The organism is Streptomyces sp. NPDC045955, from assembly GCF_056430805.1.
In genome coordinates this window covers 69,453-95,131 of record NZ_JBWKKY010000012.1, presented here as the reverse complement: position 1 = coordinate 95,131, position 25,679 = coordinate 69,453, and the positions used below count along the sequence as shown (strand labels likewise).

Here is a 25,679-nt window from a genome sequence, read left to right as displayed (position 1 = left end):
AAGCACCGTCGTCGCCGACCTGGGAAGCGGGCCCCGCACACCGTGGGGAAGTGCGGGACCCGCCTGACCGGAGGCCCAGGGCCGTACGGAGTCAGGAGCCGCACGGCCCCGGCGCCTCCGGAGTCCTGCCCTCACCCGAAGGCCGGTGAGGTTTCGCCGACGGCCGGTCGCCGCACCGCCGGCCATCGCGACGATCGATTGCCGCACCGCCTGCCGTTGCCGACGGCTGATTGCCGCACCGCCGCCGTCAACTGCTGCGCCGCGTCACGAACTCGGCGAGGGCCAGCAGACCGCCCGCCGCCTCCGGGTCCGGCACCGCGCGGGCCAGTTGCTGCATCACCAGGGCCATCCGGTCGGCCGCCTGGTTCTGTGCCCAGTCACGGCCGCCCGCCCGCTCCACGGTCTGGGCGATGTGGTCGAGGTCCTCCTTCTCGCTGGGTCGTGCGTACAGTTCGGCCAGTTCCGCGGCCGCCGGCGTGCCGGAGGCGAAGGCCGCCACGACCGGCAGGGACTTCTTGCGGGCGGCCAGGTCCGCGCCGACGGGCTTGCCGGTGCGGCGCGGGTCGCCCCAAATACCGATGACGTCGTCGATGAGCTGGAAGGCGAGCCCGGCCTCCCGGCCGAACGCGTCCAGCGCCGCCACGTCCGCGTCCCCGGCGCCCGCGTACAGCCCGCCGAGCGCACAGGCGCTTCCCAGCAGCGCGCCCGTCTTGGCCTCCGCCATGGCGAGGACCTCGTCGAGCGTGACCTCGTCGGGAGCGCGACGCTCCATGGCCGTGTCCGCGTGCTGTCCCGCGCACAGTTCGATCACGCAGTGGGCGAGCCGGGCGGTGGCGGCCGGGGCCGCCGGATGCGGATCCTCGGCGAGCAGCCGCATGGCCAGCGCCTGGAGGGCGTCCCCGGCGAGGATCGCGTCGGCGTCTCCGAACACCGTCCACGCGGTGGGCCGGTGGCGCCGGGAGGTGTCCCGGTCCATCACGTCGTCGTGCAGCAACGTGAAGTTGTGGACCAGTTCCACCGCCGCGGCCGCCCGGACCGCCGCCGCCCGCGCCTCGGGCCCGCCGAGGGCGGCCGCCGCGGCGAGGACGAGCGCGGGCCGGATCGCCTTGCCGGAGCCGCCCCCGGCCGGCGTGCCGTCCGCCTGCTCCCAGCCGAAGTGGTAGAGCGCGATCCGGCGCATCGGCCCGGGCAGTGAGCCGAGAGCGTCCCGCAGTACCGGGTCGACCTCCGCCCGGGCCCGCTCCAGGAGCATGACCGCCTCGTGGCCCTCGTCCGGCCCCGGCCGGCCTTCCCGCTGTGTCCCGATGAGCCCCCGCCTCTCCGGCGTCCCGGCCGCACGCCCGGGCTCGGTACCGCGCTGCCCACCGGGGGCGGGCAGCGTCGTCTGCGTCCTGAACTCCGTAAGGGACTCACCCATGGGACCGCCTCGGAGACTGAGCGGACGGTGGCGCTTCCGCTGCCGCTGGGCGCGTACCCCGAGGGTGTACCCACGCTGCCGGGCGCGGACACGGCCGGCGTACCGGAAGCGTCACCGCCAGCGGCCGATCTCGACGTTCTCCAGGACGCCGAGCGCGTCCGGTACCAGGACCGCGGCCGAGTAGTAGGCCGTGACCAGGTACTTGATGATGGCCTGTTCGTTGATGCCCATGAAGCGCACCGACAGGCTCGGCTCGATCTCGTCCGGAATGCCGGAGGCCCGCAGGCCGATGACGCCCTGGTCGCTCTCGCCGGTACGCATGGCGATGATCGACGTCGTCCGCTCCGGGGTCACCGGGATCTTGTTGCAGGGGAAGATCGGCACCCCGCGCCAGGTGGGGATGCGATTCCCGGCCATGTCGATGGTCTCGGGGACGAGCCCTCGCTTGTTGAGCTCGCGGCCGAACGCGGCAATCGCGCGCGGGTGGGCGAGGAGCAGTTTGGTGCCGCGGCGCCTGCTGAGCAGTTCGTCCAGGTCGTCCGGGCCGGGCACGCCGTCGTGCGGCTGGATCCGCTGGTCGTACTCGCAGTTGTGCAGGAGCCCGAAGTCGCGGTTGTTGATGAGCTCGTGCTCCTGGCGCTCCTTGAGCGCCTCGACCGTCAGCCGGATCTGCTGCTCGGTCTGGTTCATGGGCTGGTTGTAGAGGTCGGCCACGCGCGTGTGGATGCGCAGGACGGTCTGGGCGACGCTCAGTTCGTACTCACGGGGCCTGGCCTCGTAGTCGACGAAGGTGTGCGGGATGTCCGGCTCGCCGGTGTGGCCGGCGGCGAGGTCGATCTCCTTCTCGCCGTACTTGTTGGAGCGCTGCGAGGGGATCGAGCGGCGCTGCTGGAGGTGCTCGCGCAGCGTGTCCGAGCGCTCGGCGATCTGCGCGAACTCCGCGCGGGGCAGGACGAGGACGGTGCACGGGGTGAGCGCGCGGGCCGTGTACTCCCAGATCGCGTCCTCGTTCAGCAGCGCGTCGTCGCCGAAGTAGGCGCCGTCGGCGAGGACTCCGAGGGACTCGTCGTCCCCGTACGGGCCGGTGCCGACTTTCTCCACCCGGCCGTGCGCCAGCAGGTACACCTCGTCGGACGGGCTGCCGAACGAGGCGATCACCTCGCCCGCGGGGATCTCCCGCTGCTCGCAGCGCCGGGCGATCTCGAAGAGCACCTCCTCGTCCTGGTACGACCGCAGCGCCGGCAGTTCACCGAGCTCCGCGGGGATGACCTCGACGCGGTCGCCGGTCTTCACGAACGTCAGCCGGCCGTCGCCCACGGCGAACGTCAGCCGCCGGTTCACCCGGTACGTACCGCCCTGGATGTCGACCCAGGGCAGCATCCGCAGCAGCCAGCGGGAGCTGATCTCCTGCATCTGCGGCACGGACTTGGTCGTGGTGGCCAGGTTCCGCGCGGCCGCCGTGCCGAGACTCTGCTGCGGCTTGGTCTGCTCCGTGCGGACCTCTTCGCCTACCGACATAGAGAACTGCCCTCCCGGTTGTGACCGACGCCCATATGCCTCGGGCATCGATGTGCACGCTCAAGCCTTCCTCACGCAGCGTTGTGGTGCTATTACACGAAAGAGCGGGAATGGATCTTCGTCGGACTGGGCAAGGGCTCGTTTTCCCACCCGGTCTCGGGCGGCGTGCCTGGGCCCCGGGCGGCTGGCGACAACCCGTGGGAACCTGTCGGTAATGCCGCTGGGGAGCGTGCGGAACCGGGTCTAGCGTGGTGATCCGTTCCTTCCGCCCACTCCGGAAACGGCCTCTCCATGCTGTACATCGCGCCGATCGGCATCGGCATCCTCTACGCCCTGTTGATGTCCTTCGTCCGCGAACCGCACCGGCGGCGTCTGAACGCGGTCATGGTCGGCGGCGCCGGCGCGGCGTACCTCAGCGGCGGCGGCATGGGCGGCTGGGAGTTCCCCTTCACCGCGCTGCTCGCCTACGTCGCCTTCCGCGGCCTGGAGTCGTGGACGTGGATCGGCATCGGCTGGCTGCTGCACACGGCGTGGGACATCGTCCACCACATCAAGGGCAACCCGATCATCCCCTTCGCGCACACCTCCTCCCTGGGCTGCGCGATCTGCGACCCGGTGATCGCTCTCTGGTGCCTGCGGGGCGGCCCGTCACTCATCGACCTCGTACGCGGCCGCCGGTCCGGGCGGCCGCGGCGCGGCCCGGGCTCGAGGGAAGACGTCAGCTCCGAGTCCCCCTCCCCCACCCCCCGGGTGACAATGGCCCGGTGACCAGCCCCGACATCCCCGGATCCGCCGTGCCGCGTCCCCGGCTGCCCTCGCCGGCGCAGGAGGTCGTGGACAGCCGGTTCGAGCGCCACGGCGTGCGGCTGGTGCTGAAGCGGGACGACCTGATCCACCCGGAGCTGATCGGCAACAAGTGGCGCAAGCTCGCGCCGAATCTCGCGGCTGCGGCCGGCCGCACCCTCGTCACCTTCGGCGGCGCCTACTCCAACCACCTGCGTGCCACGGCCGCGGCCGGCCGGCTGCTGGGCATCCGAACGGTCGGTGTCATACGCGGTGAGGAGCTGGCCGGCCGGCCCCTCAACCCCTCGCTCACCCGCTGCACGGCCGACGGCATGCGGCTGCACTTCGTGGACAGGGCGACGTACCGCCGCAAGTCCGAGCCGGGGGCCCTGGCCGCGATCCTGCGCGCGGCGGACGCGCAGGGGGCGTACGTCGTCCCGGAGGGCGGCAGCAACGCGCAGGCCGTACGCGGCTGCCGGGCGCTCGGCGCCGAACTGCACGGCCGGGCCGATGTCGTCGCCGTGGCCTGCGGCACCGGAGGCACCCTGGCGGGACTGGCTGCCGGACTCGCCGCCGGGCAACGCGCACTGGGTGTCCCGGTCCTCAAGGGCGGTTTCCTGACCGCCGAGGTCAGGGCCTTGCAGCAGCAGGCCTTCGGAGGCCCGCGCGGCACCTGGAGCCTCGACGACCGCTTCCACTTCGGCGGCTACGCGCGCGTGCCCGACGAGCTCGACGCCTTCGCCGCGGACTTCGAGCAGCGTCATGGCCTGCCCGTCGAGCGCCTGTACGTCGCGAAGCTGCTGTACGGACTCGTCTGCCTGGCCGGCGAAGGCGCCTTCCCGCGCGGGACGACGGTGGCGGCCGTGATCACCGGCCGCCCTTTCCCATGACGCCCGCCACGCCGCCCTACGCCGTCTCCCGGAAGGCTGCCGCCTCCTCCAGGTCCAGCCTGCGCAGCAGCGTCCGCAGCATCTCGTCGTCGATGTACCGGCCGTCCCGGAGCTTGACGAACACCTCGCGCTCGGCACTGATCATCTCCCGCGACAGCCGCCGGTAGGTGTCGTCGACGGACTCCCCGGTGACCGGATTGGCCTGCCCGAGCCGTTCCCAGACGGCGTTGCGGCGGCGCTCCAGGACGATGCGGAGCCGGTCGGCGAGCGGGGCGGGCAGCGCGTTGCGTTCATCGGTGAGGAGCTCGTCCAGGCGCCGCTCGGCGGCCCGGGACGCCTGCGCCTGGGCGTTGGCCTCGGCCAGTGTCTCGGCCTGTGCGTCCCGGCCGGGGAACTTCAGCAGACGGATCAGCGGGGGCAGGGTGAGCCCCTGCACGACCAGCGTCCCGATGACCGTCGTGAAGGTCAGGAAGAGGATGAGGTTGCGGTGTGGGAAGGGCTCCTCGCCGTCGTGCAGGGTGAGCGGGATCGAGAAGGCGATGGCCAGCGACACCACGCCCCGCATGCCGGCCCACGCGACCACGAACGGCCCCCTCCAGGTCGGGCTCGCCTCCCGCTCCCGGATCCGGGCCGACAGCAGCCGCGGCAGGAAGGTCGCCGGGTACACCCACACGAACCGGGCCGCGACGACCACCAGGAAGACGGCGACCGCGTACCAGGCGGCCAGGACCCCCTCGTACTCCCCGAGTCCCCTCAGCACCACCGGCAGCTGGAGTCCGATCAGCGCGAACACCGCCGACTCCAGGACGAAGGCGACCATCTTCCACACCGCCTCCTCCTGGAGCCGCGTGGCGAAGTCGACCTCCCACGCGCGGTGTCCGAGGTAGAGCGCCACGACGACGACCGCCAGGACGCCGGAGGCGTGCACCTGCTCGGCGACGGCGTAGGCGACGAACGGGGTCAGCAGGGAGAGCGTGTTCTGGAACAGCGCCTCCTTCACGTGCGTGCGAATCCAGTGGATCGGCGCCATCAGCACGAGCCCGGCCACGACTCCGCCGACCGCCGCGAGCAGGAACTCGCCGATGCCACCGGCCCAGGTCGCGCCCTCGCCGACGGCGGCGGCCAGGGCCACCCGGTAGGCGGTGATCGCGGTGGCGTCGTTGAGCAGGGACTCGCCCTGGAGGATCGTAGTGATCCGCGACGGGAGCCCGACCCGGCGGGCCACGGCCGTCGCCGCGACCGCGTCCGGCGGCGCCACCACCGCGCCGAAGACCAGGGCCGCGGTCAGCGGCAGGTCCGGCACGAGCAGATACAGGGCCCAGCCGACGGCGAAGGTCGCGAACAGCACGTACCCGACGGACAGCAGCGCGACCGGCCGCAGCTGCGCCCGCAGGTCGAGGTACGAGCTGTCGGTGGCGGCCGTGTGCAGCAGCGGGGGCAGCAGGAGCGGCAGGACGACGTGCGGGTCGAGGGTGTAGTCCGGCACGCCGGGGACGGAACTGACGGCAAGCCCCACCGCCACCAGCAGCAGGGGCGCGGGAACCGGTGTGCGCCTTGCCACCGCGGCGATCCCGGCGCTGCCCGCCACCAGCAGCAGCAGTGGCATCACGTCCATCGTTCTCGCCCGCCCTCTTTTTTCCACGCGGTCTTCGGCGCGACCGTCGTAACCTGGCAATCATGAAACAGTGCACGCATGCCGACGCGCTGCCGCATCCCGAACCCGTCCCGCTCAGCGAGACGTGTCCGGCGTGCCTGGCGGACGGCATGGATCCGGTGCAACTGCGGCTATGCCTGAGCTGCGGTCACGTCGGCTGCTGCGACTCCTCGCCGGGGCGGCACGCGGCGGAGCACCACAAGGAGTCAGGGCATCCCGTGATGCGGACCCATGAGCCCGGGGAGACCTGGCGCTGGTGCTTCGTCGATCATGTCCTGGTGTGACTCGACAGGACCCCGGCGCCGGACGGTTCGACCGTCTGACGTCTGGGTACGTCAACCCGGCGCGCGCTCTTCCCATTTGGGCCCGCCAACCCCCTAGACACGGAGCGTATCCACAGGTTTACTGTGAGTGACGGCAAGGGGTTGGGGTCCCGGGGACAGGACCGTTGAGAGCGCGATAGCGTCACCGCTGAACCATGTATCGCGTTACCCCGGGGGGCGACCCTCGGCCCTGAAACACTTGTACCACCATGGAGGTGAGGGTGTCCCAGATCGCAGGCGAGCCCGCGACTCAGGACTTCGTGGAAGTCCGGCTGCCGGCCGCGGGTGCCTACCTGTCGGTGCTGCGTACGGCCACGGCCGGTCTCGCGGCCCGTTTGGACTTCACCCTCGACGAGATCGAGGACCTGCGCATCGCGGTGGACGAGGCGTGCGCGATCCTGCTTCAGCAGGCCGTGCCCGGCTCGGTCCTCAGCTGCGTCTTCCGCCTCGTCGACGACTCGCTCGAGGTCACCGTCTCGGCGCCGACCACGGATGGTCATGCCCCGTCGCGGGACACCTTCGCCTGGACGGTCCTGTCCGCTCTCGCGGGCAAGGTCTCCTCCGCCGTGGACAAGGACAAAACCGTTTCCATCAGCCTCTACAAACAGCGCGGCGCGGGACCCGGGCCGGCGTGAGGAACGAGGACGGGCCGGTGCGGGACGAAGAGCGCGGCACACGAGAGCTGCCGGCCGAGGGCACGGCCACGGACCCGTGCGGTCCGGCCGGGGCCCGGCGCATGGCGGACGGCATCGACGGCATCCCCGAGCAGGCCCGCCCGCATCCCGAGGACGACTCCGCGGGGGCCGTCCTCCCGGGAGGCGAGCGGCGGGACCGGGAGAGTGCCGTGCGGAGCGCGCCTCCGGGCGGAGGGATCGCGGCATCTCCTGCCCAGGGGGGTTCCCCCACTCGCGCGAAGCAGGGAGTGGAGGAGGAGGCGAGGGCTCGGGGAAGGGCGACGGGCGGGACGATGAGCGAGCACGAGCGACACTCCGAGGACGCAGCGCCGCGCGCGCACCACACACAGGGTGCGCAGCACGGTTCCCCGGACCGCAGCGGGGCGCGCGAGATGTTCCTCAAACTGCGCACCCTGAGCCCCGGCAGCCCCGAGTACGCGGAGCTGCGCAACCAGCTGGTCCGCATGCACCTGCCGCTCGTGGAGCATCTCGCGCGGCGCTTCCGCAACCGCGGCGAGCCGCTGGACGACCTCACCCAGGTCGCCACGATCGGGCTGATCAAGTCGGTCGACCGCTTCGACCCGGACCGCGGCGTGGAGTTCTCCACGTACGCGACCCCGACGGTCGTCGGCGAGATCAAGCGGCACTTCCGGGACAAGGGCTGGGCGGTGCGCGTCCCGCGCCGCCTCCAGGAGCTGCGCCTGTCGCTGACCACGGCGACGGCCGAGCTCTCGCAACTGCACGGCCGCTCCCCCACGGTCCACGAGCTCGCCGAGAAGCTCGCGATCTCGGAGGAGGAGGTCCTGGAGGGCCTGGAGTCCGCCAACGCGTACTCCACGCTGTCCCTGGACGTCCCCGACACCGACGACGAATCCCCGGCGGTCGCGGACACCCTCGGCGCGGAGGACGAGGCGCTGGAGGGCGTGGAGTACCGGGAGTCCCTCAAGCCGCTTCTGGAGGACCTCCCGCCGCGTGAGAAGCGGATCCTGCTGCTGCGGTTCTTCGGCAACATGACCCAGTCGCAGATCGCGCAGGAGGTCGGCATCTCGCAGATGCATGTCTCGCGGCTGCTGGCGCGCACCCTGGCGCAGCTCCGGGAGAAGCTCCTCGTCGAGGAGTGACGGCTCCCCGGACGGCTACTTCTCCACGTTGCCGGGCCCGCGGATCCCGAGGGCCCGGGTCGTCTCGGGGTTCACGAGCAGGACGAGCGCCGCGACGGCCACGACCGCGAGGGCGATCCCGGCCGGAATGGCCATGCTGTCGGCCTGGAGCAGGTTGTAGGCCACCGGCAGCGCCATGAGCTGGGTGATGACGGCCGGGCCGCGGCTCCAGCTGCGGCGGCCGAGCAGCCCGCGCGCGGCGAGCAGCGGCAGCAGCGCGAGCACGACGAGCGTGATCCCCCCGGTCACGGCCTGCTGCCGGTCGTCGGGCTCACCGGTGAGGCCGAGGACGAGTATCCAGACGCCGCCGACGACCAGCGCGAGCCCCTCCAGTGCGGCCAGCAGCGCGGCGTACGTCAGCCGCCGCGGTCGGGGGCCGGTGTTGTCCTGGGTGGTGGGGGTCTGCTCACTGCTCACCCCTGAAGAGTAGCCCCGGCCGTACGCGCCCTTCGTGGCCGGTTCACCCCCGCTCTCTTACCTGATCCCTACCTCGGTATGGGCCAGGTACCACCCAGTAGGTACGCTGCCAGTCATGCGTGCACTTCTCGTGGTCAATCCGGCAGCAACCACCACAAGTGCGCGCACACGCGACGTACTGATCCACGCGCTCGCCAGCGAGATGAAGCTGGAAGCGGTCACCACCGAGTACCGCGGCCACGCGCGCGACCTGGGCCGGCATGCGGCGGAGAGCGACGACATAGACCTGGTGGTGGCCCTCGGCGGCGACGGCACGGTCAACGAGGTGGTCAACGGCCTGCTGCACGCCGGTCCCGACCCGGGGCACCTCCCCGGCCTCGCCGTGGTCCCGGGCGGCTCCACCAACGTCTTCGCCCGTGCTCTGGGCCTGCCCAACGACGCGGTGGAAGCCACCGGGGCTCTGCTGGACGCCCTGCGCGACGGCAGCGAACGCACCGTCGGCCTGGGCCTGACCTCCGGCACTCCAGGCACGGAGGACGCGGCGGTGCCCTCCCGCTGGTTCACCTTCAACGCGGGACTCGGCTTCGACGCCGGCGTGGTCGGCCGGGTGGAGCAGCACCGCGAGCGCGGCCGGAAATCCACACACGCTCTTTACGTCCGCCAGGTCGTGCGCCAGCTCCTCGGAGAGCCGAACCGCCGGCACGGGACGATCACGCTGGAGCGGGCCGGCGAGGATCCGGTCACCGATTTGGTGCTGTCCATAGTCTCGAACACCTCCCCTTGGACGTTTCTGGGGAATCGCCCGATCTACGCGGCACCTAAGGCCTCGTTCGATACCGGACTGGATCTCTTCGGTCTCAGCCGACTGTCCACGACGGCGGTTGCCCGGTATGGCACCCAGTTGCTCACTTCGTCCCCCGAGCGCGGACCCCATGGCAAGCACGCGACCTCTCTGCACGATTTGACCGAGTTCACCTTGCATTCGAAGGTGCCGCTCCCCCTCCAGATGGACGGTGACCACCTGGGGCTGCGAACAAGCGTGACGTTCACAGGCGTACGTCGTGCACTGCGTGTGATTGTGTGAGCAGAACTGGCTAAAGTCCTTTCACTCGAACGTTTAGGCCAGGATCCACCCCATGGAAGTACGGCTGTGACCTAGTCGACACCGAAGAATCAAAAAAAACTTTCCAGAAGGGGTTGTATCCGCCGCTGAGGTTTGCGAGTCTCTACGTGGCGATCGGGACGGCCCGCAACATCGGCCTCCACTGATCACCAGAACCCCTCTTCAACTCACAGGACCCACGCCAGGGAACCTGGCGATCGGCCCTTCACTTGTTGAGGGATTCGTGAAAGCGTTCACATTCACAAGCACCCTGCACGTAATACCAAGGAGAGGTAGCAGCCATGGACTGGCGTCACAACGCCGTTTGCCGCGAGGAAGACCCCGAGCTCTTCTTCCCCATCGGCAACACCGGTCCTGCGCTGCTGCAGATCGAGGAAGCCAAGGCCGTCTGCCGTCGCTGCCCGGTGATCGAGCAGTGTCTGCAGTGGGCGCTCGAGTCCGGCCAGGACTCCGGCGTCTGGGGTGGTCTCAGCGAGGACGAGCGCCGCGCCATGAAGCGCCGCGCCGCCCGCAACCGGGCCCGTCAGGCCTCCGCCTGACAACCCACCCCTGCTGACAGCCTGAGCTTGGCGGCGCGTACAGCGAGTACGCATCTCCCGCCCCCGAGCCGCAGCGCGCAGTTCCCCCGATGCGCTTAGTTAAGCAGCAACGAGCTTTAGCCCCGGGCCATTTGATGGCTCGGGGCTCAATGCTGTGGTGGGCCTCTTCCGAGGGGCGCGGGCCGGCCTGGGCAGCCGCTGCTTCTACTTCCGCGTCGGCACCGGGATGTCCAGGATCACACGGGTGCCGCGCTCGGGGGCCGGGACCATGTCGAAGGTTCCCCCCAACTCGCCCTCGACCAGGGTGCGTACGATCTGGAGACCGAGATTGCCCGCGGTCTTCGGATCAAAACCGTCCGGCAGGCCGACGCCGTCGTCCTGGACGGTGACCAGTAGGCGGGCCTCCTTGGACGTACCGCCGCGGACCGCCGACACCTCGACCGTGCCGGTGTCGCCCTCGCGGAAGCCGTGCTCCAGCGCGTTCTGCAGAACCTCGGTCAGCACCATCGACAGCGGCGTGGCGACCTCGGCGTCGAGGATGCCGAAGCGGCCGGTGCGCCGGCCGGTGACCTTGCCCGGGGAGATCTCCGCGACCATGGCCAGGACGCGGTCGGCGATCTCGTCGAACTCCACGCGTTCGTCCAGATTCTGGGAGAGCGTCTCGTGCACGATCGCAATCGATCCGACGCGTCGCACCGCCTCCTCCAGGGCTTCGCGGCCGCGGTCGGATTCGATGCGCCGGGCCTGGAGGCGGAGCAGGGCCGCCACCGTCTGGAGGTTGTTCTTGACGCGGTGGTGGATCTCCCGGATCGTCGCGTCCTTGGTGATCAACTCGCGTTCGCGGCGGCGGAGCTCGGTGACGTCGCGGAGCAGGACCAGCGAGCCGATGCGAGTGCCCTTGGGCTTGAGGGGGATCGCGCGGAACTGGATGACCCCGTCGCTGGCCTCGATCTCGAACTCGCGCGGCGCCCAGCCGCTGGCGACCTTGGCGAGCGCCTCGTCCACCGGGCCCCTGGTGGGGGCGAGTTCGGCGGTGGTCCTGCCCAGGTGCTGGCCGACGAGGTCGGAGGCGAGGCCGAGGCGGTGGTAGGCGGACAGCGCGTTCGGGGAGGCGTACTGGACGAGGCCGTCGGCGTCGAGCCGGATCAGGCCGTCGCCCACCCGGGGCGAGGCGTCCATGTCGAGCAGCTGGTTCGCGAACGGGAAGGAGCCGGCCGCGATCATCTGGGCCAGGTCGGAGGCGCTTTGGAGATAGGTGAGTTCCAGGCGGCTCGGGGTGCGCACGGTCAGGAGGTTGGTGTTGCGCGCGATGACACCGAGGACGCGTCCCTCACGCCGCACGGGGATCGACTCGACCCGGACGGGGACCTCTTCGCGCCACTCGGGGTCCCCCTCGCGCACGATGCGGCCCTCGTCGAGGGCGGCGTCCAGCATCGGGCGGCGGCCACGCGGGACGAGGTGGCCCACCATGTCGTCCTGGTAGGACGTCGGACCGGTGTTGGGCCGCATCTGCGCGACGGATACGTACCGTGTGCCGTCGCTGGTGGGGACCCACAGCACCAGGTCGGCGAAGGAGAGGTCGGAGAGCAGCTGCCACTCCGAGACCAGCAGGTGGAGCCACTCGAGATCGGTGTCGTCGAGGGCGGTGTGCTGGCGTACGAGTTCGTTCATGGAGGGCACGTGAGCGAGCGTACCCGGGGGTTTGTACGGCTCTGAAATGTACGAGCCCGGACAGGTACGGGTCCTGGAACACCCGCGGGCCGCGGCGCCTGAGAGGGACCCTCAACCCTCCCGGCACCGCAGCCCGGAGCAGTATCGGCCGTGGGGTGTGCGGTCCCGGTCGGCCGAAGGACGAGGAGCCGGGGCAGTCAGGGCAGAGAGCCTCGGTTCCTCTGTCCGCCTTCCTGTGCGGGGAAGGCGGAGGCTGGTGCGCGCTGCACACGCGCTCTCATCACGCATTGTGGACTAGACCACTTGCGGGTGTCCATGCGTTGGAGGCTGTTCGTTGTTGTTAATTCTCAGACGGCTCGGGCACGCCAGCGTCCTCCCGCAGCCTAACCCGTGTGGGTTCCTGTGCGGGGCCAGACGGACATGGCAATTTCCGCGACCGCCTCCAGTTCCTCCCGGCTCGCCCCGTCCCGCGCCTGTTGTGACATGCCCTGGATCATCGCTCCGGTGTGCCGGGCCAGGGCGGCGGCGTCGGTGCTCGGGGGCAGCACCCCGGCGGCGGCATCGGCGCGGACGCGGCTCTCGATCGCGGCGATGTTGGCGTTGCGGCGGTCCCGCAGCGACCGTTCGACCTCGGGGGTCGAGCAGTTCGCGGCGGCGTGGACGACGAGACAGCCGTGCGGGTGGCCTGCTTCCGTGTACGCGGTGGCGGCCTCGCGCAGCATGCGCTCGACGGCGTCCCGGGCGGTGGGTTCCTCGGCGAGGGCCCGGTCCGTGAACGAGCCGTACCTCGTGCCGTAGACCTGTACGACCTCCTCGAAGAGGGACTGCTTGTCGCCGAAGGCCGCGTAGAGGCTGGGGGCGCCTATGTCCATGACGCGGGTGAGGTCGGAGACGGACGTGGCCTCGTAGCCGTGTTCCCAGAAGGCCAGGAGCGCCTTTTCCAGGGCGGTCTCGCGGTCGAAGGAGCGGGGGCGGCCGCGGGGCCTTCCCCTGGCCTTGCCGGTTGCCGTTCCACCCGTCGCCGTTCCGCCCGTCGCGGTTCCGTGCCTCTCGGCCCTCGCGGTCCCGTCGTCGTCCACCATGGAGTGCATTTTATAGCGGCCACTAGAAAATTGCTGGCGGGCTGCTGTACGGTCATTTCTGTAGCGACCGCTAGAGAAATAAGAAGGGGGCGCCGCCATGGGCGTGCTCACAGGCAGGACGGCACTCGTCACGGGCGCGAGCAGGGGCATCGGGCGAGGGATCGCCGAGCGGCTGGGCCGCGACGGCGCACGGGTCGGCGTGCACTACGGCAGGAACGAGACGGCGGCGAAGGAGACGGTCGCGGCGATCGAGGCGGCGGGCGGCTCGGCGTTCGCGGTGGGCGCGGAGCTGGGCCTGCCGGGGGACGCCGAGGCACTGTGGGCGGAGTTCGACCGGCACGCGGACGGGCTGGACATCCTGGTCAACAACGCGGGGATCGGTAACACGCGCCCGATCCAGGAGCTGGACGAGCGGGAGTACGACAAGGTCTTCGCGGTGAACGTGAAGGCGCCGTTCTTCATACTCCAGCAGGGCATGAGCCGGCTGCGGGACGGCGGCCGGGTCGTCAACATCTCCTCGGGGCTGGCCCGGACCGCGGTGATGCCGGACAACATGGCGTACGCGATGACGAAGGGCGCGCTGGACGTCCTCTCGCGGGACCTGTCCAAGGTGCTGGGCCCTCGGGGCATCACGGTGAACTCGGTGGCGCCGGGGATCATCGACACGGACAACACGGCTGCGCTGCTGTACGGCAGTGCCGACGGCTGGGCGAAGGCCGCGGCGTATTCGGCGCTGGGCGGGGTGGGCGAGCCGGCCGATGTCGCCGACGTGGTGGCGTTCCTGGTCTCGGACCAGGGGCGGTGGGTCACGGGAAGCTGGGTGGATGTGACGGGGGGTTCGCTCACGTAGTCAGCGAGTCTCCGTCACCTTCGCCAGCGCCCGGGGCGCGTCCGGGTCCTGGCCGCGGGCGATGGTGACCTCGTAGGCCAGGAGCTGGAGGGGAATGATCTCCAGGATGGGCTGGACCTCCTCGGCGACGCCCTCCGTCGGCAGGACGAAGCCGGCGGACGCCTGCTCGACCTGGTGCCTGGGGCCGATGACGACCAGGTCGGCACCGCGGCCGCGCAGCCGGTCGAGGACTGGCTGGAGCGCTTCGCCGCCCTTGCCGTCGGTGACGACGGCGATGACCGGGGAGACGTTGTCGACCATGGCGAGCGGCCCGTGCAGCAGGTCGGCGCCGGAGTAGGAGAGGGCGGGGATGTAGCTGGTCTCCATCAGCTTGAGGGCGGCCTCCTTGGCCGTGGGATAGCCGTAGCCGCGTGAGGTGATCACCATGCGCTCGGCGAAGCGGTAGCGGGCGGCGAGAGCGCGCACCTCGTCCTGCCGGGCGAGCAGGTGCCCGGCGAGGTCCGGCAGCACCTGGGCGGGTGCGCCGTCGCCGCCGCGCAGGCCCTCGACGAACAGGTAGAGCGCGAGGAGGGAGGCGGTGTACGTCTTGGTCGCGGGGAGGGCCTTCTCCGGTCCGGCCATGATGTCGATGTGGTACTCGGAGACGCCGGCGAGCGGTGAGTCAGGGTTGTTGGTGACGGCGAGCGTGATCGCGCCGGCCTCGCGGGCGGCCCGCGTAGAGGCGACCAGGTCCGGGGAGCCGCCGGACTGGCTGACCGTGACGACGAGGACGTCCGTGAGGTCGGGCCGGGCGCCGTAGGCCGTGGTGGTGGACATCGAGGTGAGTCCGCAGGGCAGGCCGAGCCGGATCTCCAGGAGGTACTTGGCGTAGAGGGCGGCGTTGTCGGAGGTGCCGCGGGCGGCCAGCAGGACGAAGCGGGGTGCGCGGGCGACGATCCGCCCTGCCACGTCCCGGATGGCGGGGGCGCCGTCGGCCAGGATCCGGCGCAGGACGGCGGGCTGTTCCGCCATCTCCCTGGCCATGACCCGGCCCGGGCGCTCGCTGAGGGGGTCCGGTGTGGCGGCGGTCATGGCGGGGTCCTTCCGGCGCGCGGGCAGATGCAGCTCCCATTCCACTCCCCCGCACCGCGGAACGGCCACGCGGGACCGGCGGTGTTCACCTGGGGAAGACCTGGCCGGCACCGGGTGGCTGCCCCTGCGGGGCCGGCGGCATCCACCCTGGGAGCGACGTCCCCGCTCTGTTAGATTGGTCTAAACCACACGACCCCTTCCGGGTCCGGTCCCAGTTGAGCATTCTCAGATCGGCAGGCCCAGCGTGGAAGTTGTCATCGTTCCGGACGCCAAGGCGGGCGGCGAGCTCATCGCCGAGGCCATGGCTCAGCTGCTCCGGCGCAAGCCCGGCGCCCTGCTCGGCGTGGCGACCGGCTCGACGCCACTGCCCGTGTACGAGGCGCTGGCGGCCAAGGTGCGCTCCGGTGCCGTGGACGTCACGCGGGCGCGGATAGCCCAGCTCGACGAGTACGTGGGGCTGCCCGCCGACCATCCGGAGTCGTACCGCTCGGTGCTGCGGCGTGAGGTACTTGGGCCGCTCGGCATCGGGATGGACCAGTTCACGGGGCCGGACGGCACGGCCGAGGATGTGCAGGGGGCGTGCGAGGCCTACGACAAGGCACTCACGGACGCCGGGGGTGTGGACCTTCAGCTGCTCGGGATCGGGACCGACGGGCACATAGGGTTCAACGAGCCGTGTTCGTCGCTGGCGTCGCGGACGCGGATCAAGACGCTGACGGAGCAGACCCGGATCGACAACGCGCGCTTCTTCGACGGCGACATCGACCAGGTGCCGCACCACGTGATCACACAGGGCATCGGCACCATCCTGGAGGCCCGGCACCTGGTGCTGCTCGCCACCGGCGAGGGCAAGGCGGACGCGGTCGCCGCGACAGTGGAGGGGCCGGTCGCCGCGGTGTGCCCCGCGTCCGCGCTCCAGCTCCACCCGCATGCGACCGTCGTGGTCGACGAGGCCGCCGCGTCGAAGCTGAAGCTGGCGGACTACTTCCGGTACACCTACGCCAACAAGCCGGAGTGGCAGGGCATCTAACGGCCGAGCGTCCCTGCCTCAAGCGTCTCGTCGTCGGCCGGCTCGTCCTCGGCCCGCAGGCCGGCCACCCACAACGGCATGACCCGGTGGACGACGAGGACGGCGATGAGGAGGGGTGCCGCGTAGGCCTTCGGGGCGTTGCCGTCGACACCGCCGGTGATCAGCAGAGCGGCCGCCGTCGCGGCCAGGAGCAGGGTCGTCATGCGGTGGGACCGCGCCAGGACGCGGCTGCGTTCGGCCGACTGCCGCTCGTCCAGTACGTGTGCGCGCAGCTCCAGCAGGCCCCGGGTGGCGCCGTTGATGACGCCGGTCGCGACCATCCACGGAAGCAGCAGCACCGCCATCGCGGCGACGGGCCACAGCGGCTCGCCCTCGGCGAGGAAGAAGTGGGTCATCAGTGCGCCGATGGCCACGGTGAGGGTGATGTGCGCGGCGACGGCCAGACGCCGACGGGCCGCCGTGGCGTACCAGGCCTGGGCGCGGCGGTCGTTCATCAGCCGCAGCATGCTCCGGTCGTAGCGGGTCAGGCGTGTCGTCGTCATGGCTGGTTCCTCCCGTAGACCTCGTCCGTGAGCGGCCGGAACGGTTCGAGGGAGAACAGGGCCTCGACCGGCAGAGCGAAGAACTTCGCGATCTTCAGCGCCAGGTCGAGGCTCGGGTTGTACTGGCCTCGCTCGATGTAGCCGATGGTCTGGTAGTGGGCCCCCACTGCCTCGGCCAGGCTCTGGCGCGACACCTTCCGTTCGGCGCGCACCATGGCCAACCTGTTGTGCACCTGCTCGCTCATGTATAAGAAGTACTACATTCGGAAGCAGCTTTACAACCCAGTAGCTTGCAGCCCGACAGGCTTACACCCCAGCGATCACCTCGGCCGCAGCCCGGCCGCAGACGCGGGCCGCGCCGTGGGTGGCGATGTGCAGGGCGCCGCGGGGTGCGGCCTGGGGGACGCCCATTTCGACGACGATGGTGTCGGGGCGGGCCGCCAGCAGGGTGTCGAGGGCCGAGGCCATCCAGGGGTGGCGGTGTTCGTCGCGGACGACGGCGACGATGCGCCGCGGACCGGCCGCCTGGAGTGCCGCCCGTCCGGCGCGCTCACCGGCACCGGCATCACTCGCCTCGCCGTCCTGCGCCGAGAAGCTGCCCGTCACCGTGCCCGGCAGGAGGTGGACGAGTTCGGCGGCGATACCCCAGGGGGTCTCGTCGCCCACCGCGATGTTGGCGACGGGGGTGAGGGCGGCGACGTAGGGCGGTTCGGTGAGGGGCTTGAAGGTCTCCGGGGTCCCGAGGCCCGGGGCGACGGTGACCGTGAGGGCGCGGCGGGCGGCGTGCAGGCCGATCTCGCTGCTGTGTGTGTCCTCGGGTGCGCGGCCGGCCGTGCTCGCCCAGCGGGCCAGCGCCCGGACCCGGTGCGCGGCCTCGGCCAGGCGTTCCTCGGGCAGTTCCCCCGTGCGGACCGCCGTGACCAGGGCGTCGCGCAGGCGCCGTACGGTCGCGTCGTCGGACAGGCCGCCGCCCACGCAGATCGCGTCGGCACCGGCGGCGACGGCGAGGACGCTGCCGCGTTCGATGCCGTAGGTGCCGGCGATGGCCCGCATCTCCATGCCGTCGGTGACGATGAGGCCGTCGTAGCCGAGTTCACCGCGCAGCAGCCCGGTCAGGATGCGGCGGGAGAGGGTGGCCGGGCGGTCGGGGTCCAGGACCGGGACGAGGATGTGGGCGCTCATCATGGCCCGGCTGCCGGCCGCGATGGCCGCGCGGAACGGGGCCAGTTCGCGGTCGCTCAGCACGTCTTCGGGGACGTCGATGCGCGGGAGGGCGTGGTGGGAGTCGACTGCCGTGTCGCCGTGGCCCGGGAAGTGCTTGGTGCAGGCGGCGACTCCGGCCGACTGCAGGCCCGTCACATACGCGGCGGTGTGCCGGGCGGCGAGGTCGGTGTCGGCGCCGAAGGAGCGGACGCCGATCACCGGGTTGCGCGGGTCGGAGTTGACGTCGGCGGACGGGGCCCAGTTGAGGTTCACCCCGCAGGCGGCGAGACGGCGGCCCAGTTCGTGGGCGACCTCTCGTGTCAGCTCCACGTCGTCCACCGCGCCGAGGGCGTGGTTGCCCGGGAAGGAGGAGCCGGTCCGCACCTCCAGGCGCGTCACGTCACCGCCTTCCTCGTCGATCGCGACCAGGACGTCGTCGCGCTCGGCCCGCAGCTGTGCGGTCAGCTCGGCCAGTTGGCCGGGCGAGGCGATGTTGCGGCCGAACAGGCCGACGGAGGCGAGGCCCTCGCCGAGCCGGCGCAGCAGCCAGTCGGGGGCGGTGGTTCCGGTGAAACCGGGCTGAAGGACCGTCAGGGCGTCACGGGTGAGCGTGTCGGTGGCGCCGGCGAGTGTCGTCATGGGGCGGGGTCATCCCTTCACGGCGCCCGCGGTCAGGCCCGCGGCCATCTTGCGCTGGACGAGGAGGAAGAGGGCGACGATCGGCACGGCCATCATCGTGGCGCCGGCCATCATCGGGGCGTATTCGGTGCCGTGCTTCGTGGTGAAGTTGCCGAGCCAGACCGTCGCCGTCTGGTTCTTCTGGCTGAGCAGCATCAGGGCGTACAGGTACTCGTTCCAGGCCTGGATGAAACCGTAGACGGAGGTGGCGACCATGCCGGGGGCCAGGAGCGGGAAGACGACCCTCAGGAAGGCGCCCGTGCGGGAGCAGCCGTCGACCATGGCCGCCTCCTCCAGTTCCTTCGGGATGTTGACGATGAAGCCCCGCAGCGTCCACACGGTGAACGGGAGGATGAAGGTCAGGTACGTGATGATGAGGCCCGTCAGCCGGTCGTACTGGCCCAGGTCGTTGAGCAGCAGGAACACCGGGATGATCATGGCGACCAGCGGGACCATCTGGACGGCGAGGATGCCCACGATCACGATCTTGCGGCCGCGGAAGGCGAAGCGCGAGATGGCGAGCGCGGCCAGCAGCCCGACGACCATGCCGATGACGACCACGGCCAGGGACACCACCATGCTGCGGCCGACCGGGCCCCAGAAATCGGCGATGTCCAGCGCCCGGCCGAAGTTGGCGAAGGTGATGCCGGTCGGCAGCAGGCTCGGGTCCGGGTCGATGGCGTCCTCGGCGGGCTTGAACGCCGTGTTGAGCATCCAGTACAGCGGGAAGCCCGCGGTGACGAAGACCAGGAGGCCGAGGAGGTTCCACCAGAGCTTCGGCGCCCGGCGGCCGGTCAGCGTACTGCTCATTCGACCTCTCCGATCTTCAGCATCTGCCGCATGTAGACGGCGACCACGCCGAGCAGCAGCAGGACGGTGATCAGCGCGATCGCCGAGCCCTGGGCGTAGTCGTTGACCACGAACGCCCGGTCGTAGGAGTAGGTGTTGAGGACCTGGAACTCCGGCTCGGGGTGGCCGCCCCGCATCACGAACACCTGGGGGAAGACGCCCATGTCCCAGATGACCGACAGGGTCGTGAGCATCACGATGATCGGCTTGAGGACGGGCAGGGTGACATAGCGGAAGACGCCCCAGGCCCCGGCGCCGTCCAGGCGGGCCGCCTCCTCCAGTTCCTTCGGCACCTGGGTGAGACCCGCACTGAGGGTGATGACCACGAACGGCACGGCTCCCCACACCACCAGCAGCATGATCACGGCCAGGCCCTCGGGACCGCTCGCGAACCAGTTGTGGCCGATCATCTCGACGCCGGGCAGCTTGCTGAGCAGCGCGTTGAAGACGCCGTAGTCCGAGTCGAAGAGCCACTTGAAGACCGTGGTGGCCACGATGACGGGCATGCCCCAGCCGGCCACCAGCACGATGTTGATGAGCACCTTCAGCCAGCCGGAGACCCGCTGGAGCAGCAGGGCGATCGCCATGCCGGCCACCATCGTGAAGACGACGGCCCCGGCGGCGAAGACGATCGTGCGGACCACGACGGTCCAGAACTCACCGTCGCCCAGCACCTTCGCGAAGTTGCCGAACCCGACCGACTCGGCCGGCTGGAAGCCCCACAGCTGGGACTGCCCGAACTTCTGGAAGGACAGGGTGACCAGACGGGCCAGCGGATAGCCCATGATCAGAGCGAGGATCAGCAGGCAGGGCGCGAGCAGCAGCCAGGGGACCGCGGTCCCGCCCGACGGCCGGTTCGCCCGTGGCCGCTGGGCGGCGGGAGGTGGCGGTGCCTGCCGCGGTGGCGGCACCTTGACGGGGGTGGTGGTGTCTGCGGCACTCATCGCGCGCTCCTCGGCGGTCCCTCAGGTCTTGACGACGGCGGGGCTCCGCGAACCAGGAGCCCCGCCCACAGGTCACTTGGTGTTGATGACCTTGTCGATCGCGGCGTCCGCCTCCTTGGCGGCGGCCTCGACCGACTTCTTGCCGGTGCCGATGCTCTGGAGCATGGTCTGGAGGATCTGCGCCTTCTCGACCTGGCCCCAGCCGGGGGCCATCGGGACGAACCAGTTGGACTCGGCCGCGGTGGCGGGGACCGCCGTCTTCGGGTCGTTCTTCAGCGTCGCGAGGTCGGTCTTGTTGTTGGGCAGGTTGCCCTTGGCCATCAGGCCCTTCTGGCCGGAGGAGCCGGTGAACGCGTTGATCCACTCGGCGGCCAGGGCCTGCGCGTCGGACTTCACCGGCACGGCGAGGTCGGAGCCGCCCAGGAAGACGGGCATCTGCTTGCCGGACGGGCCGGGCATCACGAAGTTCTCGAGGTTGCCCTTGAGCTTGCCGGACTTGTCGTTCTTCGGGTCCTCGGCGGTCGCGCCCTCCCAGGCGGCGGCGAAGATCATGGCGGACTTGCCCTGGCCGTAGACGATGTAGCGGTCGGACTCGTCCTTGGTCTTGTCGCCGTGCATGTAGGAGTCGACGACGTTCTTGAACTCCTTGAGGCCCTTGAGGGACTCGGGCGAGGAGAGGGAGGCCTTCCACTGGCCGCCCGACTCGGTGGCGATGGCGCCGCCGGCGTCGTAGACGAAGGACATGGCCGCGTACCAGTCGCGGGTCGGCTGGTACCAGGCGCTGAACTTGCCGCCCTGCTTCTTCTGGATCTTGTCCAGGGCGGCGGTGAGCTCCTTGTACGTCTTCGGGGGCGTCTTCACACCGACCGAGGCCGCCACGTCCTTGCGCCAGTTGGCGACGCGGCCGCCGGCGTAGTACGGGACGCCGTAGGTCTTGCCCTCGTAGGTCACCGAGGCCTTGAGGCCGTCCAGCCAGGCGTCGGAGTGGTCGAACGTGCCCGCGTCGAGAGGGGCGAAGGCGCCCTTGACCATGTAGCCGAGCATCTCGGTGTTGCCCATCTCGACCACGTCGGGGGCCTTGTCGGTGGCGAGGACGGCGTCGAGCTTGGCGTTCTTGTCGGGCCAGCCGTAGTACTCGTGGTTGATCTTGAGACCGGGGTGCTTCTTCTGCACCGCCGCGTCGGCGGCCTTCACCAGCTCCGGCCAGTTGTTCTGCGCGTCGACGGTGAGCCAGACGGTCAGCTCCTTGGCGTCCGCGCCCTTGTCCGACCCGCTGCCGCCCTCGCCCCCGCACGCCGCGATGGAGACCACCATGCCCGCGATACCGATCGCGGATATCAGCTTGCGCTTCACGCCACCCTCCTCAGGGATGCCACCGACCCCCCTGCTCCCCGCGTTCGTGGGGCCAGGACCCTGGACCAATGGTGTAGACCAGTAGGGGGAGCTTGGACCAGACCAGCAGGCCTGTCAAGGGTCCGGAATGAGCTCTGACCAGCCGTTATGCGACGTACATATGCAGGAACCTTTAAGTAAGAACCCGGCGAAAACCCGGCCAGGCACGGCATACTCCAGGTGGACCACTTGGAGTTATGGACTAGACCAAAAGCGGCGCCGACGGTATACAAGTGAGATCGTGTCGGCACAGGAGCCGGGAAGGCGGAGCATGAGCACCGACATCAGCAGTGCGGAGAACGAGAGCGGGGCGCCCGTCCGCACCGCACGCGTGCCCAAGTACTACCGCCTGAAGAAGCACCTGCTCGACATGACCGAGACCCAGGCGCCCGGCACGCCGGTCCCGCCCGAGCGCACACTGGCGGCGGAGTTCGACACCTCGCGCACGACCGTGCGCCAGGCGCTGCAGGAGCTGGTCGTCGAGGGGCGGCTGGAGCGGATCCAGGGCAAGGGCACGTTCGTCGCCAAGCCGAAGGTCTCGCAGGCCCTGCAACTGACCTCGTACACCGAGGACATGCGCGCCCAGGGTCTCGAACCCACCTCGCAGCTCCTGGACATCGGCTACATCACCGCCGACGACCGCCTCGCCGGGCTGCTCGACATCGCGGCCGGCGGACGGGTGCTGCGCATCGAGCGGCTGCGCATGGCCAACGGCGAGCCGATGGCCATCGAGACGACCCACCTCAGCGCGAAGCGCTTCCCGGCCCTGCGCCGGTCCCTGGTGAAGTACACCTCCCTCTACACCGCGCTCGCCGAGGTCTACGACGTCCATCTCGCGGAGGCCGAGGAGACCATCGAGACCTCGCTGGCCACCCCGCGCGAGGCCGGCCTGCTCGGCACGGACGTCGGTCTGCCGATGCTGATGCTCTCCCGTCACTCACTGGACCGGGAGGGCCAACCGGTGGAGTGGGTGCGGTCGGTGTACCGGGGGGACCGGTACAAGTTCGTGGCGCGTCTGAAGCGTCCCCAGGAGTAGTGCGCGCGGGGCGCTGCGACTGGTGCTGAGCCCGGTTTCTTTTGGGTACCGCATTACGGACGAGGGGTTCCGTTCCCGCCGCACCCTGACCTAGATTGCCTGCGCATTACACAGGTGATCACTGAGGGGACGGAGCCGCCTGATGTCGCAAGCCCCAGAAGCCGGCAGAGGGGCGACGGTGACGCCGATGCGCGTCGTCATCGCTCTCTGCCTCATAGCACCCTTCGTGGCCATGTTGTGGGTCGGCTCGTACGCCAAGACCGACCCGGCCTTCATCGGGATCCCGTTCTTCTACTGGTACCAGATGGCGTGGGTGCTGATCTCCACGGTGCTGACGATGATCGCCTACAAGCTGTGGCAGCGTGACCAGCGCGCCCGCTCCGCCGCGAAGGGCGGTGCGTCGCAGTGAACGACGGCGTGAACGGCGTCGCACTCGCCGTCTTCATCTTCTTCTTCCTGGCCGTCACGGTCATGGGCTTCCTGGCCGCGCGCTGGCGCAAGGCCGAGAATGAGCACAGCCTGGACGAATGGGGCCTGGGCGGCCGCTCGTTCGGCACCTGGATCACCTGGTTCCTGCTCGGCGGCGACCTGTACACGGCGTACACCTTCGTGGCCGTGCCGGCGGCGATCTACGCGGCGGGCGCGGCCGGCTTCTTCGCGGTGCCCTACACGATCCTCGTCTACCCGCTGATCTTCACGTTCCTCCCCCGCCTGTGGTCGGTCTCGCACAAGCACGGGTACGTGACGACGTCCGACTTCGTGCGCGGCCGGTTCGGCTCCAAGGGCCTGTCGCTGGCGGTGGCCGTGACCGGCATCCTGGCCACGATGCCGTACATCGCGCTCCAACTGGTCGGCATCCAGGCCGTGCTGGACGTCATGGGCGTCGGCGGCGGCGAGAACACCAATTGGTTCATCAAGGACCTGCCCCTGCTGATCGCCTTCGGTGTGCTGGCGGCGTACACGTACTCGTCGGGTCTGCGGGCGCCGGCGCTGATCGCGTTCGTGAAGGACACCCTGATCTACATCGTCATCGCGGTGGCGATCATCTACATCCCGATCAAGCTGGGCGGCTTCGACGACATCTTCGCCAAGGCGGGCGACGCGTTCAGCCAGACCAACCCGGCGACGGGCGCGCCGCGCGGTGCGCTCGCGCCGCCGGAGGCGGGGCAGTGGACGTACGCCACGCTGGCGTTGGGCTCCGCGCTCGCGCTGTTCATGTACCCGCACTCGATCACGGCGACGCTGTCCTCGAAGAGCCGTGACGTGATCCGCCGCAACACCACGATCCTGCCGCTGTACTCGCTGATGCTGGGCCTGCTCGCACTGCTCGGCTTCATGGCGATCGCGGCCGGGATCAAGGTGCAGAACGGACAGCTGGCGATTCCGCAGCTGTTCGAGACCATGTTCCCCGACTGGTTCGCGGGCGTGGCCTTCGCGGCGATCGGCATCGGAGCCCTGGTCCCGGCGGCCATCATGTCCATCGCGGCCGCGAACCTCTTCACCCGCAACATCTACAAGGACTTCATCAAGCCCGACGCCACGCCCGCGCAGGAGACCAAGGTCTCCAAGCTGGTGTCGCTGCTGGTGAAGGTGGGCGCGCTGGCCTTCGTCCTCACCATGGACAAGACGGTCGCCATCAACTTCCAGCTACTGGGCGGCATCTGGATCCTGCAGACCTTCCCGGCCCTGGTGGGCGGCCTGTTCACCCGCTGGTTCCACCGCTGGGCGCTGCTCGCGGGCTGGGCGGTCGGCATGGTCTACGGAACGGTCGCCGCGTACGGCGTCGCCTCGCCGACCCAGAAGCACTTCGGCGGCTCCTCGAAGGAGATCCCGGGCATCGGCGAGATCGGCTACATCGGCCTCACGGCGTTCGTCCTGAACGTCGTCGTCACCGTCGTCCTGACCTTCGCCCTGAGGGCTCTGAAGGCCCCCGACGGCATCGACGAGACCAAGCCGGAGGACTACACGGCGGACGCGGGCGACCCCGGCGTCCAGGTGGAGCTTCCGCCGGCGACGGCGGGCACCTCGCACTGACTCGCAGGTGACAGCGGGCCGTCGGTGGAAAACCGGTGGCCCGTTGCCATACCCGTCCCGCACACTCGGACCATGGACATCCTCATCCGGCGGGTGAAGCCCGCCGAATACGACGCCCTCGGCGAGATCACCGCCCAGGCCTACCTGCGGGACGGCCTCCTCGACTTCGGGGAGAGCGACGGATACCTCGGCGAACTCAGGGACGTGGCCAAGCGGGCCGCCGCCGCGGACGTCCTGGTGGCCACCCAAGGCGAACACCTCCTCGGCGGCGTCACCTTCGTCCCCGCCGGCGGTCCCATGGCCGACATCGCCCGGCCCTCAGAAGCCGAGATACGGATGCTCGCCGTCGCCCACGAGGCCCGCGGCCGCGGCGCCGGAGAGGCCCTCGTCCGCGCCTGCGTCGACCGCGCCCGGGCGACGGACGGCTGCGTCCGCGTCGTCCTGTCGACACAGCGCACCATGCGCTCCGCCCACCGCATCTACGAACGCCTCGGCTTCGCCCGTACCCCGGAGCGCGACTGGAACCCCCTTCCGGAGCTCGCCGACATCACTCTCCTCACCTACGAGTTGACGCTGTGAAACCGTCGCGACACTACATCTAGGGGTGCTTTCGCCGCCCGGCACAAGATGTATGCTCATGCTCGCTGTCGCCGCAGGGGAATCCGGTGCGAATCCGGAACTGTCCCGCAACGGTGTACTTGTGCGTGTTCGCGCACAGGCTTCAGTCCGAGGACCTGCCGACAGCGCGCCCGGCCGCCCGGTCGGTGCGCCCTGACGTCCGGGCCTCGCGGAGTGGGCC

The 25,679-nt window shown here is 70.2% G+C and carries 26 protein-coding genes and 1 riboswitch; of the genes, 13 read left to right on the top strand and 13 right to left on the bottom strand.

Going from position 1 to position 25,679, the window contains the following annotated elements:
* Positions 1-247: 247 nt before the first annotated feature.
* Positions 248-1,417, bottom strand: a complete 1,170-nt coding sequence (locus AC07F0_RS24885; RefSeq protein ID WP_478981964.1) for a family 2 encapsulin nanocompartment cargo protein polyprenyl transferase — start codon at positions 1,415-1,417, stop codon at positions 248-250.
* A gap of 111 nt (positions 1,418-1,528) precedes the next feature.
* The gene (locus AC07F0_RS24880; RefSeq protein ID WP_478981962.1) at positions 1,529-2,935 is read right to left on the bottom strand and encodes a family 2B encapsulin nanocompartment shell protein; all 1,407 of its coding nucleotides are present in this window, start codon (positions 2,933-2,935) and stop codon (positions 1,529-1,531) included.
* A gap of 291 nt (positions 2,936-3,226) precedes the next feature.
* On the opposite strand from AC07F0_RS24880, the gene AC07F0_RS24875 reads away from it, so the two are divergent.
* Together AC07F0_RS24875 and AC07F0_RS24870 are read left to right on the top strand one after the other, a co-directional pair.
* On the top strand, positions 3,227-3,703 hold the full coding sequence (locus AC07F0_RS24875) for a DUF6010 family protein (RefSeq protein ID WP_478981961.1): 477 nt from the start codon (positions 3,227-3,229) through the stop codon (positions 3,701-3,703).
* Positions 3,700-4,608, top strand: a complete 909-nt coding sequence (locus tag AC07F0_RS24870; protein WP_478981959.1) for a 1-aminocyclopropane-1-carboxylate deaminase/D-cysteine desulfhydrase — start codon at positions 3,700-3,702, stop codon at positions 4,606-4,608. Before AC07F0_RS24875 ends, AC07F0_RS24870 begins: the two co-directional genes overlap by 4 nt.
* 16 nt (positions 4,609-4,624) lie before the next feature.
* On the opposite strand, the gene AC07F0_RS24865 is transcribed toward AC07F0_RS24870, so the two are convergent.
* Entirely contained in the window at positions 4,625-6,223 is a 1,599-nt protein-coding gene (locus tag AC07F0_RS24865; protein WP_478981957.1) for a Na+/H+ antiporter, read from the bottom strand.
* 62 nt (positions 6,224-6,285) lie between these two features.
* Here AC07F0_RS24865 and AC07F0_RS24860 point away from each other — a divergent pair, with 62 nt between their 5' ends.
* The 3 genes from AC07F0_RS24860 (at position 6,286) to AC07F0_RS24850 (ending at position 8,380) form a co-directional block, all read left to right on the top strand.
* Complete coding sequence (locus AC07F0_RS24860) at positions 6,286-6,546, top strand: UBP-type zinc finger domain-containing protein (RefSeq protein WP_356924631.1); 261 nt, start codon at positions 6,286-6,288, stop codon at positions 6,544-6,546.
* A gap of 260 nt (positions 6,547-6,806) precedes the next feature.
* Positions 6,807-7,220, top strand: coding sequence for an ATP-binding protein (locus AC07F0_RS24855; protein ID WP_003992877.1), 414 nt, complete (start codon positions 6,807-6,809; stop codon positions 7,218-7,220).
* Between the two features lie 17 nt (positions 7,221-7,237).
* On the top strand, positions 7,238-8,380 hold the full coding sequence (locus AC07F0_RS24850) for an RNA polymerase sigma factor SigF (protein WP_478982244.1): 1,143 nt from the start codon (positions 7,238-7,240) through the stop codon (positions 8,378-8,380).
* 15 nt (positions 8,381-8,395) lie between these two features.
* Here the strand turns inward: AC07F0_RS24850 and AC07F0_RS24845 are convergent, their stop codons facing one another.
* A complete protein-coding gene (locus AC07F0_RS24845) occupies positions 8,396-8,836 on the bottom strand; it encodes a hypothetical protein (RefSeq protein ID WP_436727489.1) in 441 nt (146 codons plus the stop codon).
* A 115-nt stretch (positions 8,837-8,951) separates the two neighbouring features.
* On the opposite strand from AC07F0_RS24845, the gene AC07F0_RS24840 reads away from it, so the two are divergent.
* Together AC07F0_RS24840 and AC07F0_RS24835 are read left to right on the top strand one after the other, a co-directional pair.
* Positions 8,952-9,920 carry a diacylglycerol/lipid kinase family protein gene (locus AC07F0_RS24840; RefSeq protein WP_467368367.1) on the top strand — a complete coding sequence of 323 codons (969 nt, stop codon included), beginning with the start codon at positions 8,952-8,954 and terminating at the stop codon, positions 9,918-9,920.
* 320 nt (positions 9,921-10,240) lie between these two features.
* Positions 10,241-10,498 (top strand): WhiB family transcriptional regulator, encoded by a 258-nt coding sequence (locus tag AC07F0_RS24835; RefSeq protein WP_003992873.1) that lies wholly within the window; start codon positions 10,241-10,243, stop codon positions 10,496-10,498.
* Positions 10,499-10,702: 204 nt separating this feature from the next.
* Here AC07F0_RS24835 and AC07F0_RS24830 read toward each other — a convergent pair whose 3' ends face one another.
* Entirely contained in the window at positions 10,703-12,169 is a 1,467-nt protein-coding gene (locus AC07F0_RS24830) for a sensor histidine kinase (RefSeq protein WP_436727520.1), read from the bottom strand.
* Positions 12,170-12,552: 383 nt separating this feature from the next.
* The gene (locus AC07F0_RS24825; protein ID WP_478981955.1) at positions 12,553-13,251 is read right to left on the bottom strand and encodes a TetR/AcrR family transcriptional regulator; all 699 of its coding nucleotides are present in this window, start codon (positions 13,249-13,251) and stop codon (positions 12,553-12,555) included.
* Positions 13,252-13,348: 97 nt separating this feature from the next.
* On the opposite strand from AC07F0_RS24825, the gene AC07F0_RS24820 reads away from it, so the two are divergent.
* Complete coding sequence (locus AC07F0_RS24820; protein WP_478981953.1) at positions 13,349-14,101, top strand: SDR family oxidoreductase; 753 nt, start codon at positions 13,349-13,351, stop codon at positions 14,099-14,101.
* On the opposite strand, the gene AC07F0_RS24815 is transcribed toward AC07F0_RS24820, so the two are convergent.
* Complete coding sequence (locus tag AC07F0_RS24815; protein WP_478981951.1) at positions 14,102-15,172, bottom strand: SIS domain-containing protein; 1,071 nt, start codon at positions 15,170-15,172, stop codon at positions 14,102-14,104.
* 244 nt (positions 15,173-15,416) lie between these two features.
* On the opposite strand from AC07F0_RS24815, the gene nagB reads away from it, so the two are divergent.
* Positions 15,417-16,202, top strand: a complete 786-nt coding sequence (gene nagB / locus AC07F0_RS24810; RefSeq protein ID WP_478981949.1) for a glucosamine-6-phosphate deaminase — start codon at positions 15,417-15,419, stop codon at positions 16,200-16,202.
* On the opposite strand, the gene AC07F0_RS24805 is transcribed toward nagB, so the two are convergent.
* The 6 genes from AC07F0_RS24805 to AC07F0_RS24780 all read right to left on the bottom strand — a co-directional run bounded on the left by AC07F0_RS24805 (position 16,199) and on the right by AC07F0_RS24780 (position 21,771).
* A complete protein-coding gene (locus tag AC07F0_RS24805) occupies positions 16,199-16,744 on the bottom strand; it encodes a hypothetical protein (protein WP_478981947.1) in 546 nt (181 codons plus the stop codon). The genes nagB and AC07F0_RS24805 overlap by 4 nt on opposite strands.
* Positions 16,741-16,989: a helix-turn-helix domain-containing protein gene (locus AC07F0_RS24800; RefSeq protein ID WP_019755734.1), complete on the bottom strand. Its 249-nt coding sequence runs from the start codon at positions 16,987-16,989 to the stop codon at positions 16,741-16,743. Before AC07F0_RS24800 ends, AC07F0_RS24805 begins: the two co-directional genes overlap by 4 nt.
* Positions 16,990-17,050: 61 nt before the next feature.
* Positions 17,051-18,586, bottom strand: a complete 1,536-nt coding sequence (locus AC07F0_RS24795) for a glycoside hydrolase family 3 protein (RefSeq protein WP_478981945.1) — start codon at positions 18,584-18,586, stop codon at positions 17,051-17,053.
* 9 nt (positions 18,587-18,595) lie between these two features.
* The gene (locus AC07F0_RS24790) at positions 18,596-19,435 is read right to left on the bottom strand and encodes a carbohydrate ABC transporter permease (RefSeq protein ID WP_436727498.1); all 840 of its coding nucleotides are present in this window, start codon (positions 19,433-19,435) and stop codon (positions 18,596-18,598) included.
* Complete coding sequence (locus AC07F0_RS24785; protein ID WP_478981943.1) at positions 19,432-20,418, bottom strand: carbohydrate ABC transporter permease; 987 nt, start codon at positions 20,416-20,418, stop codon at positions 19,432-19,434. The genes AC07F0_RS24790 and AC07F0_RS24785 overlap by 4 nt, the downstream gene beginning before the upstream one ends.
* Before the next feature lie 72 nt (positions 20,419-20,490).
* Positions 20,491-21,771, bottom strand: coding sequence for an extracellular solute-binding protein (locus AC07F0_RS24780; RefSeq protein WP_436727500.1), 1,281 nt, complete (start codon positions 21,769-21,771; stop codon positions 20,491-20,493).
* A gap of 310 nt (positions 21,772-22,081) precedes the next feature.
* Here AC07F0_RS24780 and AC07F0_RS24775 point away from each other — a divergent pair, with 310 nt between their 5' ends.
* From AC07F0_RS24775 to AC07F0_RS24760, 4 genes are all read left to right on the top strand, one after another.
* Positions 22,082-22,846 (top strand): GntR family transcriptional regulator, encoded by a 765-nt coding sequence (locus AC07F0_RS24775; protein ID WP_436727501.1) that lies wholly within the window; start codon positions 22,082-22,084, stop codon positions 22,844-22,846.
* Positions 22,847-22,988: 142 nt separating this feature from the next.
* The gene (locus AC07F0_RS24770) at positions 22,989-23,255 is read left to right on the top strand and encodes a DUF3311 domain-containing protein (RefSeq protein ID WP_436727502.1); all 267 of its coding nucleotides are present in this window, start codon (positions 22,989-22,991) and stop codon (positions 23,253-23,255) included.
* A complete protein-coding gene (gene mctP / locus AC07F0_RS24765) occupies positions 23,252-24,880 on the top strand; it encodes a monocarboxylate uptake permease MctP (protein ID WP_436727503.1) in 1,629 nt (542 codons plus the stop codon). The genes AC07F0_RS24770 and mctP overlap by 4 nt, the downstream gene beginning before the upstream one ends.
* A gap of 72 nt (positions 24,881-24,952) precedes the next feature.
* Positions 24,953-25,459: a GNAT family N-acetyltransferase gene (locus AC07F0_RS24760; protein ID WP_478981941.1), complete on the top strand. Its 507-nt coding sequence runs from the start codon at positions 24,953-24,955 to the stop codon at positions 25,457-25,459.
* Between the two features lie 52 nt (positions 25,460-25,511).
* Positions 25,512-25,636, top strand: a riboswitch (cobalamin riboswitch).
* Positions 25,637-25,679: the final 43 nt, after the last annotated feature.